Here is a 15,623-nt window from a genome sequence, read left to right on the forward strand (position 1 = left end):
ATGCCGATTCCCGCCCCCCTCTCGATCCTGCACGTGGTCCGCCAGTTCCTGCCCAATCGCGGCGGGCTCGAGGATTTCGTCGCCAACCTCGCCCGCGAGCAGGCCCGCCTCGGCCACCGCGTGCGGGTGCTGACCCTCGACCGGCTGTTCTCGCGGCCCGAGGCGCGGCTGCCGGCGCGGGAGCGCCTCGAGGGGATCGAGATCGAGCGGATCCCGTTCTTCGGCTCGCACCGCTATCCGGTCGCGCCGTCCGCGTTCCGGCATCTCGGCGACGCCGACCTCGTCCACGTCCACGCCATCGACTTCTTCTTCGATGCCTTCGCGCTGGCCAAGCCCCTGCACCGCCGGCCGATGGTGGCGACGACCCATGGCGGCTTCTTCCACACCGACGCGCATTCGCGGCTGAAGAAGCTCTGGTTCGAGGGACCGACCCGGATGAGCGTGCGCGGCTACGAGGCGGTCGTCGCCTGCAGCGAGAGCGACGCCCGGCTGTTCGCCGGCATCGTGCCGGGCGGCGTCGCGGTGATCCAGAACGGCGTCGACCTGGAGAAGTTCGCCGGCGCCGCCTCTCCCGAGCCGCGCCGCGCGCTCCTGACCATCGGCCGCTTCGCCCACAACAAGCGCCTCGACCGCCTGCTCGCGGTGATGCAGGCGCTGAACGCCGACGGCGCCGGCTGGCGGCTGCGGATCGTCGGGGTGCCGTCCGACGTGACGGAAGGCGCGCTCACCGCCGAGATCGACCGGCTGGGCCTCGCCGGCGCGGTCACGCTGCATACCGGCCTCGACGCGCCGGCCGTCCGGGCGCTGATCGGGCAGTCGAGCCTGTTCGTCTCGGCCTCGCAATACGAGGGATTCGGGATCGCGCTGATCGAGGCGCTGAGCGCCGGGCTCGTTCCGGTGGCCCATCCCAACGACGCCTTCGCTTGGCTCAAGAAGCGTCACCCCTTGATTTCCTTGTGCGATTTCGCCGACGCCTATGCGACGGCCGGCACGATCCGCGCGGCGTATGACCGCCTGGAGCAGGGCGCGATCGTGCGCGGCACGGAAGACCTGTCGGATTATCGCTGGGCGAGCGTCGCGGCCCGCTACGTCGCGACCTATCGGGCGGCGCTCGCCGGGGCCGGGCAGACGGTGGCCGCGACGGCGGCGTGACCGGTGCTCGCGCGCGTTCCGCCGCCGCGACCCCGTCAACGCACCGTTAACCCTCTTCCCCGACCCTGTCGGGGCCGCGCCGGCTCGCCGGGCGGCGAGAGCGGCGGTCCGGCATCAGCCCCCCTTCCCATACCGGGCCGCCGCGCTCCCCTCCCCTGCCGGGGCTCGCCGCGTCGCACGCGATCGTGCGACAAGGGTCCGAGACCCGCCCGCACCAGGATGCCGATGCACCTCGTCGTGACCGCCCACACCGCCACCGGCCCGCTCTCGCACCAGCGCACCTCGCCGGAGGGCGCGCTGGAGAAGGCGCAGGAACTCGAGGCCGAGGGCCACGACCACGTCGTCATCACCGACATCACCGGGCGGGACTACGCGCCGCCGGAATTCGACAGCCTCTTCCTCAACCCGGGCACCTGAGCGCCATGCCGGGCATCACCATCTACGTCGACGCCGATGCCTGCCCGGTCAAGGACGAGGTCTACCGCGTCGCCGGGCGGCACGGCGCCCATGTGATAGTGGTGGCGAACAGCTTCATCGCCATCCCGCGCGAGCCGTGGATCGAGCGGGTGATCGTCTCGGACAAGCTCGACGCCGCCGACGACTGGATCGCCGAGCGGGCCGGGCCGCAGGCGGTCGTGATCACCGCCGACGTGCCGCTGGCGAGCCGCTGCGTGAAGGCCGGGGCGAGCGTGCTCGCTCCCACCGGCAAAGCCTTCACCGATTCCTCCGTCGGCATGGCGCTCGCCACCCGGGACCTGATGCAGTCCCTGCGCGAGGCGGGCGCGGTGACCGGCGGCCCGAAGCCGTTCTCGGCCAAGGACCGCTCCGCCTTCCTCGGCGCCCTCGACCGGGTCCTGGTCCGGCTGCGGCGCAACGCCCAAGGCGGCTGAGCCGGGCCGCCGCGAACTTCCCTACTCCCTGTGGGTTCCCTGTCGGCGGCGATCCTTCGCCTGCCCATGGGAGAGCCAGCATGTCGGTCGAGGAGAACACGGTCCATTACGACAGCCCGGCCGGCGGTTGGGGTTCGGTGCGCGGTATCGCCGAGGTGTTCGGCAAGGAATGGGCGACGCCGCTCGCCACCGAGACCCTGTTTCGCCAGAACAAGCCGAAAGGCTTCATGTGCGTCTCCTGCTCCTGGGCGAAGCCGGCGAACTACCATCCCTTCGAGTTCTGCGAGAACGGCGCCAAGGCGACGCTGTGGGAGCTGACCACGCGGCGCTGCACGCCGGACTTCTTCGCCAAGCACACCCTGACCGAGCTGCGCGGCTGGAGCGACTACGAGCTCGAGCAGCAGGGCCGCCTGACCCACCCGCTGCGCTACGATCCCGCCAGCGACCGCTACGTCGCGTGCGGCTGGGACGAGGCGTTTCGCGCGATCGGCTCCGAGCTGCGCCTGCTCGATCCGAAATCGGTGGTGTTCTATTCCTCGGGGCGGGCCAGCCTCGAGACCTCGTATCTCTACGCCCTGTTCGCGCGCCTCTACGGCAACAACAACCTGCCCGATTCCTCCAACATGTGCCACGAGACGACCTCGGTGGCCCTGAAGAAGGTGATCGGCGCCAGCGTCGGCACGGTCGTGTTCGACGATCTCCAGACCTGCGATGCCATGTTCTTCTTCGGCCAGAACACCGGCTCGAACTCGCCGCGCTTCCTGCACCCGCTCCAGGAGGCCTCGAAGCGCGGCGTGAAGATCATTACCTTCAATCCCGTGCGCGAACGCGGCTTGGAGAGCTTCACCAACCCGCAGAGCCCGGTCGAGATGCTGACCCGCAAGGCGACGCCGATCAGCACGCAGTATCACCAAGTCCGGCCCGGCGGCGACATCGCGGTGATGCTCGGCCTGTGCAAGCACGTCTTTGCCGCCGACGATGCCGCCAAGGCCCGCGGGGAGCGCGTCCTCGACGTCGACTTCATCGCCCAGCACACGACCGGGCTCGACGCGTTCGAGGCGAAGGTCCGGGCGACGTCCTGGGAGGAGATCGAGCGGGAATCCGGGATTGCCCGCGCCGACATCGAGGCGGCGGGGCAGGTCTATGTCGAGGCCGAGCGGGTTTGCGCCTTCTACGGCATGGGCCTGACGCAGCACGTGCACGGCTTCGAGAACGTCGCGATGGTCGTCAACCTCCTGCTGCTCAAGGGCAATATCGGGCGCGACGGAACCGGCGTGTCGCCGGTGCGCGGCCATTCCAACGTGCAGGGGCAGCGCACCGTCGGCATCTCGGAGAAGCCGGAGCTGGTGCCCCTCGACCGGCTCAGCCAGCAATTCGGCTTCGCGCCGCCGCGGGAGAAGGGCGTCAACACGATCGAGGCCTGCGAGGGCATCCTGTCGGGCGAGATCCGCAGCTTCATCGGGCTCGGCGGCAACTTCGTGCGCGCGATCCCCGACCAGGACCGGATGGAGAAGGCCTGGACCCGGATGCGCCTCACCGTGCAGGTCGCCACCAAGCTCAACCGCTCGCACCTCGTCAACGGTGAGATCGCCTACCTGCTGCCCTGCCTCGGCCGCACCGAGGAGGATCGCCAGGCGAGCGGCCCCCAGGCGGTGAGCATCGAGGACACGTTCAGCTGCATCTACGGCTCGCAAGGCCGCCGCACCCCCGCGAGCGACTTCCTGAAGTCGGAGGTCGCGATCGTGGCCGGCCTCGCCAAGGCGACGCTGGCGCCGAACCCGAAGGTGAGGTGGGACGAGTGGGTCGGCGATTACGGCCTGATCCGCGACGAGATCGCCAAGACCTACCGGGAAGAGTTCCACGACTTCAACGACCGGCTCTGGATCCCCGGCGGCTTCTATCGCGGCAACTCGGCACGCGAGCGGATCTGGAAGACGGAGAGCGGCAAGGCCGAGTTCACCGCGCCCGAGGTGATGTCGGCGACCGGGTTCGCCGACGAGCCCGGCCGCTACCGACTGATCACCATGCGGTCGAACGACCAGTTCAACACCACGATCTACGGCTACAGCGACCGCCTGCGCGGGATCGAGGGGACCCGCGACGTGCTGCTGATGAATCCCGAGGAGATCCGCCGGGCGGGCCTGCGCGACGGCCAGGTCGTCTCCCTCGTCAGCGATGCCGGCGACGGGATCGCCCGGGAGGTGACCGGCCTGACGGTGACGCCGTTCGCCCTGCCGGACGGATGCCTCGGCGCCTATTATCCTGAGATGAATCCTCTGATGGCGCTCTCGCACCACGACCTGCAATCCGGGACGCCGGCGGCGAAATCCGTGCCGGTGCGGATTCGGCCGGCGGCCGGCGGGCCGAAGACGAACCGGCGCGAGCCGACGGGGCATTCGGCGCATCCGATCTGAGGGAGGCCCCCTCCCCCACCGGGCGGTCTCGCGGCCTGAGTGCCGTCCATGCCTCTTCCCGCGGGCAGCTTTGCCGCCCGGACCTTGCCGCCGGTGGGGAGAGGAAACAGCGCCTCGTCGGCGGTGTCGGATGCACGTCCCCTCCCGTCGGATCACCCCGCCACCTGCGCATCAAAATGCCAGGTGCCTGAGAATGACGCACAATTGTGCTTGTGCGCGGGTGAAACGCCGGGTACCACTGTGATCACAGACACGAACAAGGCCGCCCTCGAGAGCGGCCCGAAGTCTGGGGAGGAAGGCCCTCACCGAGGGCGAGCACCGCCGCGACGCCATCGCGGCGGTGCTCCTCATTTGTCCTATGTCGCAACTGTCCCATGTCGCAACCGGCGGGACAAGCCGGCCTTAAGGGTAAGGCCGTATGGGCGGCCGGTGGGCCGTCACTCCCCTTTCCGCTCCTCGCCCCTCGCGAGTCCGAAGCGGTCGAGCACCTTCAGCACGATCAGGACCATCAGGCCGAAGCCCATCGCGACGGCGAGGAGCCTGAATTGTGCCGCCCCGGCGACGATGCCCAAAGAGGCCGAGAACCAGAGGCTCGCCGCTGTGGTCAGGTTCCTCACGTTGCGGCGGGCGACGAAGATCGTGCCGGCCGAGATGAAGCCGATCGCCTGAGCCAATCCCTGGATCACCCGCAGGGGATCGGCATCCCCGCCGTCCTGGCGCACCACCGCGTAGAGGCCGAGCGCCGAGGTGGTGACGAGGGCCGCGCTCAGGGCGACGAGGGTGTGGGTGCGCAGGCCCGCATCCTTGCCACGCCATTCGCGCTCGAAACCGAGCACCAGGCCGCAGACAGTCGCGGCGCCCAGCCGTGCGACGATCTCCCCGAGGGAGAAGGCCGTGGCGTCGGGCAGCATGGCCCGGTCAGGCCTCCGGCCCCGGCTCCGGCGGTTCCGGGAACGGCGTCCAGTGGGTGAACGCGTCCGGTGCGTAGCCGTACTCGGTGGTGGCGACATGCCAGGGTCGTCCGTCCCCGGCCCGCCCGGGATCCCAGCGGATCACGGCGCGCCGGTCCGGCTCGTCCTGGTGGATGGCGATGATCCAGCGGCCGTCCTGAGGCGCGCGATCGATGGGCCTCCAATCGGTCATCGGATGCTCCGCAGCGAATGACTATGCGGAACCAACGCTCGGCGGCTGCGGCTGTTTCGCCCTCAGCCGGGCGCGCTGCCCCGCTTCAGGCGCTCGCCCGCCTCGCATTCGAGCAGGAAGGTCGCGCGATTTCCGCCGGTGATGCCGCTCTGGTCGGCCTTGGCCTCGCAGACCTGCCGGGCGTCGGAGTCGCTCGAACCGGGTGCGCTTTGCGCGAGAAGGCTGGAGGGCGCGAGGACGGCGAGGAGCAGGAGGATGTGGCGCATGGCGGGCCTCGGTCGCGCGGGCGGGACTTCCGGGTCATGTCCCGCCCGAGAGTTCGGTTCCCGGTTGTCCAGGCCGCAGGCGCCCGTTCAGGTCCGGGACCGGCCGGCCCGGTAGGCGGCCAGGATCTCCGGCAGCCGGTCGAGGACGTAGTCGGCGAGGCCGGGCTCCAGGCTCTCGTCGAAGGACAGCGCGACCCGGTCGGGCGTGCGCTCGATCCGGGCGATGCCGCGGCCGGCCTCGTCGCTCCAGATCTGCGGCGCCGGCCGCTTCGCGGCAGGAGGCGCCAGCGCGTTCAGCACGGCGGCGAAGCGCTCGTTGGTGGGCTTCGCCCGGAAGCCGGGATCGGCGAGCAGGCCGGCAATCCGGTGGGCCTCAGCCGCCTTGATCCGATCGGCGAGCAGCATCCATCGCGGCCGGCCGGCGGCCGGAGCCGGGCCGATCGCCCGGACGATCTCCGCCGGCACGGTGCGCGCCACCGAGATCAGGGTCGAGAGGTCTCCCTTGCCGACGCCCATCGCGGCGGTGATCGTGGCGCGCGGGAAGCCGTGCTCCTCGAGCCGCAGGGCGAAGAAGGCCCGCTCGATGTAGCTCAGATCCTGGCGCTCCAGGTTCTCCTTGCCCTGGGCCACGACCAGCTCGGCGTCGGTGAGCGGGCGCACCACGGCGCGGACCGGCTGCGCCAATTGCCGCGCCGCCTGGATGCGCCGGCGGCCATAGGCGACCTGGTAGCGCTCCGGGGCTTCCGGATGCGGCCGCACCAGGATCGGTACCTGCTGGCCGCTCTCGCGGATGCTCTCGACCAGGGCGGCAAGCCCCGGATCGCTGGCGTCGGCCACCCGGTCGGCGATGAAGGAATCGTCGATCCGCTCCGGCTCGATCTCGACCACGACGGTGCCGGACTCGATCTCCGCCGCGGCGTCGGCCCGGGCTGCCAGCCCGCGCAGGGTGCTGCTCATCGCCCGCACCGGACCGCTGCGGCTGCGGTCCGGGGCGCGGGGGTTTGCAGCTGCGAACTCGGCCTCGGCCTGGCTCGGGTTTGCAGCTGCAAACGCCTCCGGCTCCGGTGCGGGCGGCTCGGGAGCGGCCTGGGGCTTTTGCAGCGGCCTGGCGCCGAACAGCGCGTCGAGGTTCGACTTGCGGCTCATGGCCGGCCCCAGGCACGCCGGATCAGGCCCTCGATCTCGCCGTTGACGGCTTCGAGGGATTCGAGCGCCCGGTCGTAGGTCGAGCGGGTCACGCTCTCGCGACCGATCTCGTAGAGGGTCTGCTTCGACAGGCCGGCATCCGACACCGCCGAGGACTTGAGCATCGGTGCGGTCAGCACGGCATCCTCGAACAGGGTGCGCAGCATGCCGACGATCCGGGTCTGCGGCGCATCCTGCTGCTCGTAGCGGGTCACGAGGTAGCGCAGCCAATCGTATTGCAGCCGTCCGCCGGATTCCGCCACCACGCCGAGCAGGTCCTCGGTCATCGCCAGAAACTGGCTCATCGATGCGACGTCGAGCATCTGCGGATGCACGGTGATCAGGAGCGAGGTCGCGGCGCAGAGCGCCGAGAGCGTCAGGTAGCCGAGCTGCGGCGGGCAATCGATGACGACGATGTCGTAGGCTTCCGCCACCGTCTCGATCGCGTGGGCGACCCGGTCGAAGAACAGCGGCTCGCCGGCCCGGCGGCGGCTGAGCGCCCGGGGCGTCTCGTGCTCGAACTCCATCAGCTCGAGATTGGCCGGCACCAGGTCGAGGCCGGTGAAGTAGGTCGGGCGCACCACGTCGCGCAGAGGCCTCGCATCGTCGTAGCGGATCGCGCCGTAGAGGGTCTCGTCGGCCCCGACATCCAGTTCCGGCTGCACGCCCATCAGGGCCGAGAGGCTGGCCTGCGGGTCGAGGTCGATGGCGAGCACCCGGTAGCCGCGCAGCACCAGGGACTGGGCGAGGTGGGCCGTGGTGGTGGTCTTGCCCGAGCCGCCCTTGAAGTTCGCGACCGCCACGACCTGCAGGTGCTCGTTGGCCCCGCGCCGCGGCTGGTAGCGCCGGCCGCCACGGGTGTTCTCGTCGAGATAGGCGCGCAGGCCGTGGATGTCGGCGAGGGAGTAGGAGCGCCGGCCGTTGGCCGAGACCTCCGGTTGCGGCCCGAGCCCGTCGGCGGCGAGCTGCTGCAGCCGCGACACCGTCACGCCGACGATGCGGGCGGCTTCCGTCGAGGTGAACCGGCGCAGCCCCTTGGCGGCCGTCGGCGGGAAGAGCCCGGAGGAGATCGCCTGCAACTGCTCGCGGAGCGTCGCGGCATGGGCGCCGATCATCGCGGCGGGGGCGACCGGAGCAGGAGGCTGGGGCGGCGTATGCTGATTCATCCTCGCGAGCCCTGTTTGCAGAATTTTCGCCGGTTCGGCGTTCAAACTACAATTGGACCTTTCGAGCCCCGATTCGCAATCGCTGCCCCACCATCCGCGCAAGCCCCGCACAAGCCTGCCGCGCCAGCGGCGTCCGCCATTGGTGCAGGCCGGGGATGGGTGGGGGAGGGGCGATCCCGCCGCCCTCCACCCGGAGCGGGGACACGCCCACCGGAAGGGCACGCGGCCTACCTCGAAATAGGGCTATGCCGGCCGCTTCATCGCATGTCCCGCCGGGGCTAGGGTCGGAATCGGCACCACCCCATTCCACGGGACAGGGGAGACCAGGGAAGTCCGCGGATGCGCGGTCCGCATCGTCGAGGTCTCGGCTGCGCTTGCGGAGCGCTCCGGCCTCCGCGCTCGCATCAAATCCGTAAGCTTGACGGAATCCTCGTCCTGCAATCGTGCGATGATTTGCCGGCCGTTAAGCTGTTCGGAGTTGAGTTGTCGGCATCCACTCGGATCGAACGTCCTGCTCCGCAGGGGATCGGACGTTTGCCTCAAATAGTCATTCGAAAATTTACCAAGATTTGCGCCTGACATTGCAACCTCATCTGGCCGATGAGAATCGTGTCTCACACAGGAAGGTGGAGCCCCATGGTCGAGATCTCCGATATCCGGGACGTGCTGAAGTCGCTGGAATCGCTCAAGGGCGTGGTCGACGGCCTGTCGGACGACGACGACCTGTTCGAGAAGGGGCTCGATTCCTTCGGCTCGGTGCAGCTGATGCTGGCCCTCGAGGAGCGGTTCGACATCGAGTTCCCCGATACCCTGCTCGGCCGGCGCTCCTTCTCGACCATCCGCATCATCCGGGACACCGTATCGGGCTTACGCCAGCAGGAGGCCGCATGAACATGCATGTCGAGGTCGCGGCGACGGTGCCCGTCGCGGCGACGGTGCCCGTCGCGGCGGCCGCCCCGGTCGATGCCCTCGACGTGCGGGCCAAGCGCGTGGCGGAGATCGCCGCCCGCCACGCCGAGAGTGTCGACCGCGAGGGCCGGTTTCCGGCCGAGGCGGTCGCGGCGCTGAAGGCCGAGCGCCTGCTCGGCATCCAGGTCCCGCAATCCCTGGGAGGGGAGGGGGCCTCGATGAGCGAGCTCGCCGAGCTCTGCGCCGTGCTCGGGCGCGCCTGCTCGGCCGCCGCGATGGTGTTCGCGATGCACCACATCAAGCTCGCGAGCCTCGTCACCCACGGCCTCGACAGCGCCTGGCACTGCACGCTGATGGAGCGGATCGCGGCCGAGCAGCTGCTGATCGCCTCCTCGACCACCGAGGCCGGCATCGGCGGCGACCTGCGCAACAGCCTCTGCGCCGTCGAGGCCGAGGGCGGCACCTTCTGCCTGACCAAGGAGGCGAGCGTCATCTCCTACGGCGCGCAGGCCGACCTGATCCTCGCCACCGCCCGCCGCAACAAGGAGGCCGCGACCTCCGACCAGGTGCTGGTGGCGCTCCTGTCCGACCAGATCACCCTGGAGCGCACCGGCGTGTGGGACACGCTCGGCATGCGCGGCACCTGCAGCGACGGCTTCCTGCTCAAGGCCGAGGGATTGCCCGTGGCCCAGGTGCTCCAGAAGCCCTTCGCGGAGATCGCCGCACAGTCGATGCTCGCCGCCTCGCACCTGCTCTGGGGCAGCGTGTGGTTCGGGATCGCTGCTTACGCGGTCGATCGCGCCCGCGCCTTCGTGCAGGGCGAGGCTCGCAAGAAGCCGGGCCAGGTGCCGCCGGGGGCTCTGCGCCTCGCCGAGGCCGCCAACGAGCTCCAGGCGATGAAGAGCACCATCGTCGCCGGGCTCGCGCGCTACGAGGCCGCCAAGGGCGATCCCGATTCCTTGAGCGCGATCGGCTTCTCGATCATGCTCAACAACGTCAAGACCACCGTCTCGGGCCAGGCCGTCGACATCGTGCAGCGCGCCCTCGGGGTGGTCGGCATCGCCGGCTACAAGAACGGCACCCCGTTCAGCCTCGGCCGGCAGCTGCGCGACGTCCTCTCGGCGCCGCTGATGATCAGCAACGACCGCATCCTCTCCAACACCGCCAACCTCCTGCTGGTGCAGAAGGGCAGCGGCAAGCTCCTGAGCGCGTGATGGACCAGAGCCTCTCCCCCGATCTCCTGCCCGTCGCCGACGAGGCCGTGAGCGAGGCGCCCGCGCCCCGCTCGTTCCTCGACCGCCTGTTCGACCGCGGCCTCCTGATCCGTACCGGGGTCGACGGGCTCTACGGCCGCTCCGGCGCCTTCGAGAGCGTGGTCGAAGCCCTCGACCGGCTGGTCTCGCGCATCGGCGGGGCCGACGGCGCGGAGGTCCTCCGCTTCCCGCCCGGCATGGCCCGCGCGAGCTTCGAGCGCAGCGGCTACCTCAAGGGCTTCCCGCATCTCGCCGGCACGGTGCACAGCTTCTGCGGCAACGAGGCCGACCATGCCCGGCTGCTGGCCTGCCTCGATGCCGGCGAGGACTGGACCGCCAAGCAGGCGGCCACCGACATCGTCCTGACCCCGGCCGCCTGCTATCCGCTCTACCCGGTCGCCGCCGCCCGCGGCCGCCTGCCGGAAGACGGGCTGCTGTTCGACCTGCAATCCTACTGCTTCCGGCACGAGCCCTCCCTCGAGCCGACCCGCATGCAGCTGTTCCGCATGCGCGAATACGTCCGCATGGGCACGCCGGAGCAGGTCCTGGCCTTCCGCGAGCTGTGGCTCCAGCGCGGCACCACGATGATGAGCGACCTCGGCCTGCCGCTCGCCATCGACCCGGCCAACGACCCGTTCTTCGGCCGCGCCGGCAAGATGCTGGCCAACAACCAGCGCGCCCAGGCGCTGAAGTTCGAGCTGAACGTGCCGGTCAACAGCGAGGACAAGCCGACCGCCTGCCTCAGCTTCAACTACCACCAGGACCATTTCGGCACGACCTGGGGCATCCATCAGGCCGACGGCTCGGTGGCGCACACCGCCTGCGTCGGCTTCGGCCTGGAGCGGATCACCCTCGCGCTCCTGCGCCACCACGGCCTCGACCTCGACGCCTGGCCGGCGGAGGTCCGCGCCCAGCTCTTCGGCTGAGGCCGCGATGTCGGCGGCTCTCGCCCTTCCGATCGAGGCGCCGCGGACGGAGACGTCCGCGGCTCCCCGCTCCGCCCCGCACGCGCTCCATGCCCCCGACCGGACCTGGCCGGAGACGAACTGCTACGTCGATCTGTGGATCGAGCTGCTGCACCTGCGGGGCTTGAGCCCGGAGGCGATGCTGGGCTTCACCCTGCGCCAGGATTTCGAGGGCGACCAGTTCACCTTCTTCAAGCCGAAGGCCGCCGACATCGAGGCGCTCTACGGCCTGGAGGTCCTGGAGCTGGCGCTCTACGAGGACCTGGAGAGCCACAGCCTGATCCAGGCGGCGCGGGGCTTCCCCGTGCTGGTCGAGGTCGATGCCTTCTTCCTCCCCGACACCGCCGGCACCACCTATGGCCGCGAGGCCTCGAAGACCACGATCGCGATCCTGGCCCTCGATCCGGAGCGGCGGGTCCTCGACTACCTCCACAATGCCGGCCGCTTCACCCTGGACGGGGCCGATTATGACGGGATCTTCGCGCGGGGCCGGCTCCTGCCCTATGCCGAGTTCGTGAAGCCGTGCGGCCCGCCCTTGAGCCCGGCCGAGCTGCCGGGCGCCGCCCTGGCGCTGCTGCGCCGCCACCGGGCCCACGCACCGGACCGGAACCCGGTCACCGCCTTCCGCGAGGCCCTGGCGGGCAAGGCGGACGCCTTCGTGCAGCGCCCGCTCACGGCCTTCCACGCCTACGCCTTCAACACCACCCGCCAGCTCGGGGCGAATTTCGAGCTTCTGGGCAGCCACCTCGCCTGGCTGGCGGAGGTGGGGGCGGGGCCGTTCGGCGAGGCGGCGGAGGCGGCGACGCGGCTCGCGCAGGAGGCCAAGGCGTTCCAGTTCCAGCTCGCCCGCGCCTTCGCCCGCGGCAAGCTCGCGGGCCTGCCCGAGCGCCTGTCCGCCGCCGAGGCGACCTACGCGGCTGTGTTCGCGGCGCTCGATCGGGCGCTCGCGCCGGATCGAGAGCCTGTTCGATCGGCGTAGCCCGTCGAACAAGCCCGACTTTGCCTGACCCTCTGCCTCATCCCGGGGCCCGCCGCAGGCGAGAGCCCGGGATCCATGACCGCTGACCGTCGAGAACGAGGCGGAACGCGGCCTGCCTCATCCTGCGTCGTCAGCGCGTGTGGATCCGGGTTTCCGCTGCGCGGCCCCCGGGACGACGCGGGACTTCGACGCCGCACGCGCGCAAAACAGCCTCCAAGGACAGCATGGCCCTTCTGCGCACCGTCGATCGGCCCCTCGACGGGCCTTGGGACATGATCGTCACCGAGCCCGGCGCCTGCGCCCGGCCCGAGAATTCGAGGAATCTCACCGGCTACATCCCCGCCCCAGTGCCGGGCACCGCGGCCGGGGCGCTCCGCGAGGCCGGCCGATGGTCGGACCGGGAGCCGACGCCGCTGCACGGGTCCGACATCTGGTACCGCACGCCCATCTCGGGGAGGGGCCGCGAGATCCTGCGCTTCGAGGGGCTGGCGACGCTCTGCGAGGTCTGGCTCGACGACACACTCCTGCTCGCCTCCCGCTCGATGTTCCTCGCCCACGAGGTCACGGTTGATCTCGCCGGCACCCACACCCTCGCGCTCGCCTTCCGCTCCCTGGCGCAGGACCTCGCCCGGTCGCACAAGCGCGGCCGCTGGCGGCCGCAACTCGCCACGCCCGGATCGTTGCGCCACGCCCGCACCACGCTGCTCGGCTTCATGCCGGGCTGGTGCCCGAGCATCGACGCGGTCGGGCCGTACCGGCCGATCACCCGGAGAGGGGAGGGGGGGCGCCCGACCGAGATCGATCTGCGGGCGAGCGTCGAGGATGGGACCGGGATCCTCACCGCCGGCTTGCGCCTCCCGGTGGCCGACGGTCCCGTCACCTTGCGCTGCGACGGCCGCGAGATCCGTCTCGCCGAGACCGCCCCCGGCCGGTTCGAGGGCCGGCTCGTCCTGCCGGACGTCGCCCTGTGGTGGCCGCACACCCATGGCGAGCCGCGGCTGCACGCCGTCGTGGTCGAGGCCGGGGGGAAGACGTTCGACCTCGGCCGGGTCGGATTCCGCACCGTCACGCTGCTGCGCCCCTTCGCCGACGGCCTGAGCCTCGCGGTCAACGGCGTGCCGGTCTTCTGCCGCGGCGCCTGCTGGACCCCGCCGGACCTCGTCGGCCTGCCGGGCGACCGGGCGGCCTATGCCCCGCTCCTGGGCCTCGCCGTCGAGGCCGGCATGACGATGCTGCGGGTCGGCGGCACGATGCTGTACGAGGGCCAGGCCTTCCACGACCTCTGCGACGAACTCGGCATCCTGGTCTGGCAGGACCTGATGCTGGCCAATTTCGACTACCCGACCGACGATCCCGCCTTCCGGTCGGCGCTCACGGCGGAAATCGCCCAGCTCCTCGACCGGCTCCAGGCGTCGCCCTCGCTCTGCATCGTCGGCGGCGGCAGCGAGGTCGAGCAGCAGGCGGCGATGCTGGGCTTTCCCGAGCCGGTCTGGCGTGCCGGAGCGGTGGAGGCGATGCTGCGCGAGGCCGTGGCGGAACGCCGGCCGGACCTCGTCGTGGTGCCGAACTCGCCCTCCGGCGGCGACCTGCCGTTCTCCACGAAGGCGGGCGTGACCCACTATTACGGGGTCGGGGCCTATTGCCGGCCGTTCGAGGATGCGCGCCGGGCCGAGGTGCGCTTCGCCTCCGAATGCCTGGCCTTCGCCAACGTGCCGGACGCGGCCTCCCTCGCGGAGGCGGGTTTGACCGACCCGCGCGATCCCGCCTGGAGCCTCGGCGTGCCGCGCGACCGCGGCGCCGGCTGGGACTTCGAGGGCGTGCGCGATCACTACGTCGGCGTCCTCTACGGCGTCGACCCGGAAGCCCTGCGCCGCGACGACCCGGAGCGCTACCTGACCCTCGGCCGCGCCGCCGTCGCCGAGGTGATGGAGGCGACCTTCGCCGAGTGGCGCCGTACGGGCTCGATCACCGCTGGCGGCCTGGTCTGGCTCGCCCGCGACCTCGCGCCGGGGGCGGGCTGGGGCGTGATCGACGTGGCCGGCCGGCCGAAATCGGCCTGGTTCGCCCTCAAGCGCGCCTTCCAGCCGGTCCAGGCCGTGCTCTCGGACGAGGGATTGAACGGCCTCCACGCCCACCTGCTGAACGAGACCGCGGGCCCCATCGACGTCACCGTCACGCTCACTTTCACCGGCACCGCCGGCAAGGTCGCCGCCAGGGCGGAGCGGGCCCTGTCGCTCGGGGCCCGCTCCGCCCTCTCGCTGTCCTCGGCCGCGCTGCTCGGCCGCTTCTTCGACGCCACCGCCGCCTACCGCTTCGGCCCACCGGCGCATGATCTGGCGCATCTGCGGCTCACGCGCGCCGACGGCGCCTTCCTCGCCGAAGCGTTCCATTTTCCGGCCGGCCGGGACGCGGCTCCGCGGGAGGTCGGCCTCTCCGCCGCTCTCGTCGAGGCTCGGGACGGTGTCGTCCTGCGGGTCGGGGCCGAGCGGCACGCGATCGGGGTGCACGTCGTCCTCGACGGCGAGGGGCGCCCGTCCGACAACTGGTTCCATCTGGCGCCGGGGGGAGAGCGCCACCTCGCGCTCACCGGGACGGGCGGGCGGCCGAGCGGTACGGTGCGGGCGGTGAATGCGAGCGAGGTGGTGCGGTTCTGAGCTGCAAGCTGACGCACCCTCTCAGTCATGCTGAGGATCCTCCGCCATCCCGGATGGTGGGTAGGATCGTGCCTTCTGCGTAGCCGAAGCCGGCACTGAGGCTGACACCCTCCCGGAGCCGCGGTCGCCCGCCTGCGGCCGAGCGTTCAGTCGATCACCTCGACCACCCGCCGCGTGCCGGGCTCGACCAGCACCGGGTGATCGTTGACGATCGTGTAGTTGTAGTTCTTGAGGGCGAATTCCGGCGGCACGTCGTAGTAGACGATGCCTTCAGGCGGCAGCACCGTCCCGACGCGCAAGGACCCGCCGTAGCGGAAGGACGGGCGGTGCTCGCCCGCGGCGTAGATGCGGAAGCGCTCGCGCCGGTCGATGCCCAGGATGCTGTTGGCGGTGCCGACGGCGGCCCCGATCGCCCCACCCACCACCGCGCCCACCGGCCCGGCAATCGCCTCACCCCGTGCCGCGCCGTCCTGCGCGCCGCGGGCGGTGCCCTGGGCCTGGGCGGCGGTGATCCCGGTGGCGAGGAGCAGGGCGGCGAGGGCGAGGCGCATGAGGGGGGTCTCGACAGGGCAGGGAGCGGGAAAGCCAGAGCTTGGCCGTATCGGGAGAACGGTGGGGCGGGGGAGTGGTTCCCCGTCGTCACGGCG

Annotated in this window: 15 protein-coding genes; 9 read left to right on the forward strand and 6 right to left on the reverse strand. The window is 71.0% G+C overall.

The genetic code is table 11. The annotated features are described in order from the left end of the window. From VQ03_RS10835 to VQ03_RS10845, 4 genes are all read left to right on the forward strand, one after another. The gene (locus VQ03_RS10835; RefSeq protein WP_048450886.1) at positions 1 to 1,152 is read left to right on the forward strand and encodes a glycosyltransferase family 4 protein; all 1,152 of its coding nucleotides are present in this window, start codon (positions 1 to 3) and stop codon (positions 1,150 to 1,152) included. 225 nt (positions 1,153 to 1,377) lie between these two features. Beyond that, positions 1,378 to 1,569 (forward strand): hypothetical protein, encoded by a 192-nt coding sequence (locus tag VQ03_RS33715; RefSeq protein WP_083467923.1) that lies wholly within the window; start codon positions 1,378 to 1,380, stop codon positions 1,567 to 1,569. Positions 1,570 to 1,574: 5 nt separating this feature from the next. Continuing rightward, complete coding sequence (locus VQ03_RS10840; RefSeq protein ID WP_083467924.1) at positions 1,575 to 2,042, forward strand: YaiI/YqxD family protein; 468 nt, start codon at positions 1,575 to 1,577, stop codon at positions 2,040 to 2,042. 80 nt (positions 2,043 to 2,122) lie between these two features. Further along, positions 2,123 to 4,456, forward strand: a complete 2,334-nt coding sequence (locus VQ03_RS10845) for an FdhF/YdeP family oxidoreductase (protein WP_048450887.1) — start codon at positions 2,123 to 2,125, stop codon at positions 4,454 to 4,456. A 437-nt stretch (positions 4,457 to 4,893) separates the two neighbouring features. On the opposite strand, the gene VQ03_RS10850 is transcribed toward VQ03_RS10845, so the two are convergent. The 5 genes from VQ03_RS10850 to repA all read right to left on the reverse strand — a co-directional run bounded on the left by VQ03_RS10850 (position 4,894) and on the right by repA (position 8,216). Further along, positions 4,894 to 5,367 (reverse strand): MgtC/SapB family protein, encoded by a 474-nt coding sequence (locus VQ03_RS10850; RefSeq protein ID WP_048450888.1) that lies wholly within the window; start codon positions 5,365 to 5,367, stop codon positions 4,894 to 4,896. 7 nt (positions 5,368 to 5,374) lie between these two features. Further along, positions 5,375 to 5,599 carry a hypothetical protein gene (locus VQ03_RS10855; protein ID WP_048450889.1) on the reverse strand — a complete coding sequence of 75 codons (225 nt, stop codon included), beginning with the start codon at positions 5,597 to 5,599 and terminating at the stop codon, positions 5,375 to 5,377. Between the two features lie 62 nt (positions 5,600 to 5,661). Continuing rightward, positions 5,662 to 5,865: a hypothetical protein gene (locus VQ03_RS10860; RefSeq protein WP_048450890.1), complete on the reverse strand. Its 204-nt coding sequence runs from the start codon at positions 5,863 to 5,865 to the stop codon at positions 5,662 to 5,664. Between the two features lie 87 nt (positions 5,866 to 5,952). Beyond that, positions 5,953 to 7,011 (reverse strand): plasmid partitioning protein RepB, encoded by a 1,059-nt coding sequence (gene repB / locus VQ03_RS10865; RefSeq protein WP_048450891.1) that lies wholly within the window; start codon positions 7,009 to 7,011, stop codon positions 5,953 to 5,955. After that, on the reverse strand, positions 7,008 to 8,216 hold the full coding sequence (gene repA, locus VQ03_RS10870; RefSeq protein ID WP_048450892.1) for a plasmid partitioning protein RepA: 1,209 nt from the start codon (positions 8,214 to 8,216) through the stop codon (positions 7,008 to 7,010). The genes repB and repA overlap by 4 nt, the downstream gene beginning before the upstream one ends. A 636-nt stretch (positions 8,217 to 8,852) precedes the next feature. Between repA and VQ03_RS10875 the strand changes: the two genes are divergently transcribed. The 5 genes from VQ03_RS10875 to VQ03_RS10895 all read left to right on the forward strand — a co-directional run bounded on the left by VQ03_RS10875 (position 8,853) and on the right by VQ03_RS10895 (position 14,976). Continuing rightward, complete coding sequence (locus tag VQ03_RS10875; protein ID WP_048450893.1) at positions 8,853 to 9,107, forward strand: acyl carrier protein; 255 nt, start codon at positions 8,853 to 8,855, stop codon at positions 9,105 to 9,107. 44 nt (positions 9,108 to 9,151) lie between these two features. Beyond that, positions 9,152 to 10,339, forward strand: a complete 1,188-nt coding sequence (locus VQ03_RS10880; protein ID WP_048450929.1) for an acyl-CoA dehydrogenase family protein — start codon at positions 9,152 to 9,154, stop codon at positions 10,337 to 10,339. After that, positions 10,339 to 11,304 carry an amino acid--[acyl-carrier-protein] ligase gene (locus VQ03_RS10885; RefSeq protein WP_083467925.1) on the forward strand — a complete coding sequence of 322 codons (966 nt, stop codon included), beginning with the start codon at positions 10,339 to 10,341 and terminating at the stop codon, positions 11,302 to 11,304. Before VQ03_RS10880 ends, VQ03_RS10885 begins: the two co-directional genes overlap by 1 nt. Before the next feature lie 7 nt (positions 11,305 to 11,311). Then, complete coding sequence (locus VQ03_RS10890) at positions 11,312 to 12,322, forward strand: DUF1839 family protein (protein WP_048450894.1); 1,011 nt, start codon at positions 11,312 to 11,314, stop codon at positions 12,320 to 12,322. A 224-nt stretch (positions 12,323 to 12,546) separates the two neighbouring features. Then, positions 12,547 to 14,976: a glycosyl hydrolase 2 galactose-binding domain-containing protein gene (locus tag VQ03_RS10895; protein WP_048450895.1), complete on the forward strand. Its 2,430-nt coding sequence runs from the start codon at positions 12,547 to 12,549 to the stop codon at positions 14,974 to 14,976. 146 nt (positions 14,977 to 15,122) lie between these two features. On the opposite strand, the gene VQ03_RS10900 is transcribed toward VQ03_RS10895, so the two are convergent. Beyond that, the gene (locus tag VQ03_RS10900) at positions 15,123 to 15,527 is read right to left on the reverse strand and encodes a DUF1236 domain-containing protein (protein WP_048450896.1); all 405 of its coding nucleotides are present in this window, start codon (positions 15,525 to 15,527) and stop codon (positions 15,123 to 15,125) included. Between the last annotated feature and the right edge of the window lie 96 nt (positions 15,528 to 15,623).

The organism is Methylobacterium tarhaniae, from assembly GCF_001043955.1.
Lineage (GTDB): Bacteria > Pseudomonadota > Alphaproteobacteria > Rhizobiales > Beijerinckiaceae > Methylobacterium > Methylobacterium tarhaniae.

What these genes read in the sequence shown, in the direction of transcription:
- VQ03_RS10835 (WP_048450886.1), top strand. Translation starts at nt 1, where the DNA reads ATGCCGATTCCCGCCCCCCTCTCGATCCTGCACGTGGTCCGCCAGTTC.
- VQ03_RS33715 (WP_083467923.1), top strand. Translation starts at nt 1,378, where the DNA reads ATGCACCTCGTCGTGACCGCCCACACCGCCACCGGCCCGCTCTCGCAC.
- VQ03_RS10840 (WP_083467924.1), top strand. Translation starts at nt 1,575, where the DNA reads ATGCCGGGCATCACCATCTACGTCGACGCCGATGCCTGCCCGGTCAAG.
- VQ03_RS10845 (WP_048450887.1), top strand. Translation starts at nt 2,123, where the DNA reads ATGTCGGTCGAGGAGAACACGGTCCATTACGACAGCCCGGCCGGCGGT.
- VQ03_RS10850 (WP_048450888.1), bottom strand. Translation starts at nt 5,367, where the DNA reads ATGCTGCCCGACGCCACGGCCTTCTCCCTCGGGGAGATCGTCGCACGG.
- VQ03_RS10855 (WP_048450889.1), bottom strand. Translation starts at nt 5,599, where the DNA reads ATGACCGATTGGAGGCCCATCGATCGCGCGCCTCAGGACGGCCGCTGG.
- VQ03_RS10860 (WP_048450890.1), bottom strand. Translation starts at nt 5,865, where the DNA reads ATGCGCCACATCCTCCTGCTCCTCGCCGTCCTCGCGCCCTCCAGCCTT.
- repB (WP_048450891.1), bottom strand. Translation starts at nt 7,011, where the DNA reads ATGAGCCGCAAGTCGAACCTCGACGCGCTGTTCGGCGCCAGGCCGCTG.
- repA (WP_048450892.1), bottom strand. Translation starts at nt 8,216, where the DNA reads ATGAATCAGCATACGCCGCCCCAGCCTCCTGCTCCGGTCGCCCCCGCC.
- VQ03_RS10875 (WP_048450893.1), top strand. Translation starts at nt 8,853, where the DNA reads ATGGTCGAGATCTCCGATATCCGGGACGTGCTGAAGTCGCTGGAATCG.
- VQ03_RS10885 (WP_083467925.1), top strand. Translation starts at nt 10,339, where the DNA reads ATGGACCAGAGCCTCTCCCCCGATCTCCTGCCCGTCGCCGACGAGGCC.
- VQ03_RS10890 (WP_048450894.1), top strand. Translation starts at nt 11,312, where the DNA reads ATGTCGGCGGCTCTCGCCCTTCCGATCGAGGCGCCGCGGACGGAGACG.
- VQ03_RS10895 (WP_048450895.1), top strand. Translation starts at nt 12,547, where the DNA reads ATGGCCCTTCTGCGCACCGTCGATCGGCCCCTCGACGGGCCTTGGGAC.
- VQ03_RS10900 (WP_048450896.1), bottom strand. Translation starts at nt 15,527, where the DNA reads ATGCGCCTCGCCCTCGCCGCCCTGCTCCTCGCCACCGGGATCACCGCC.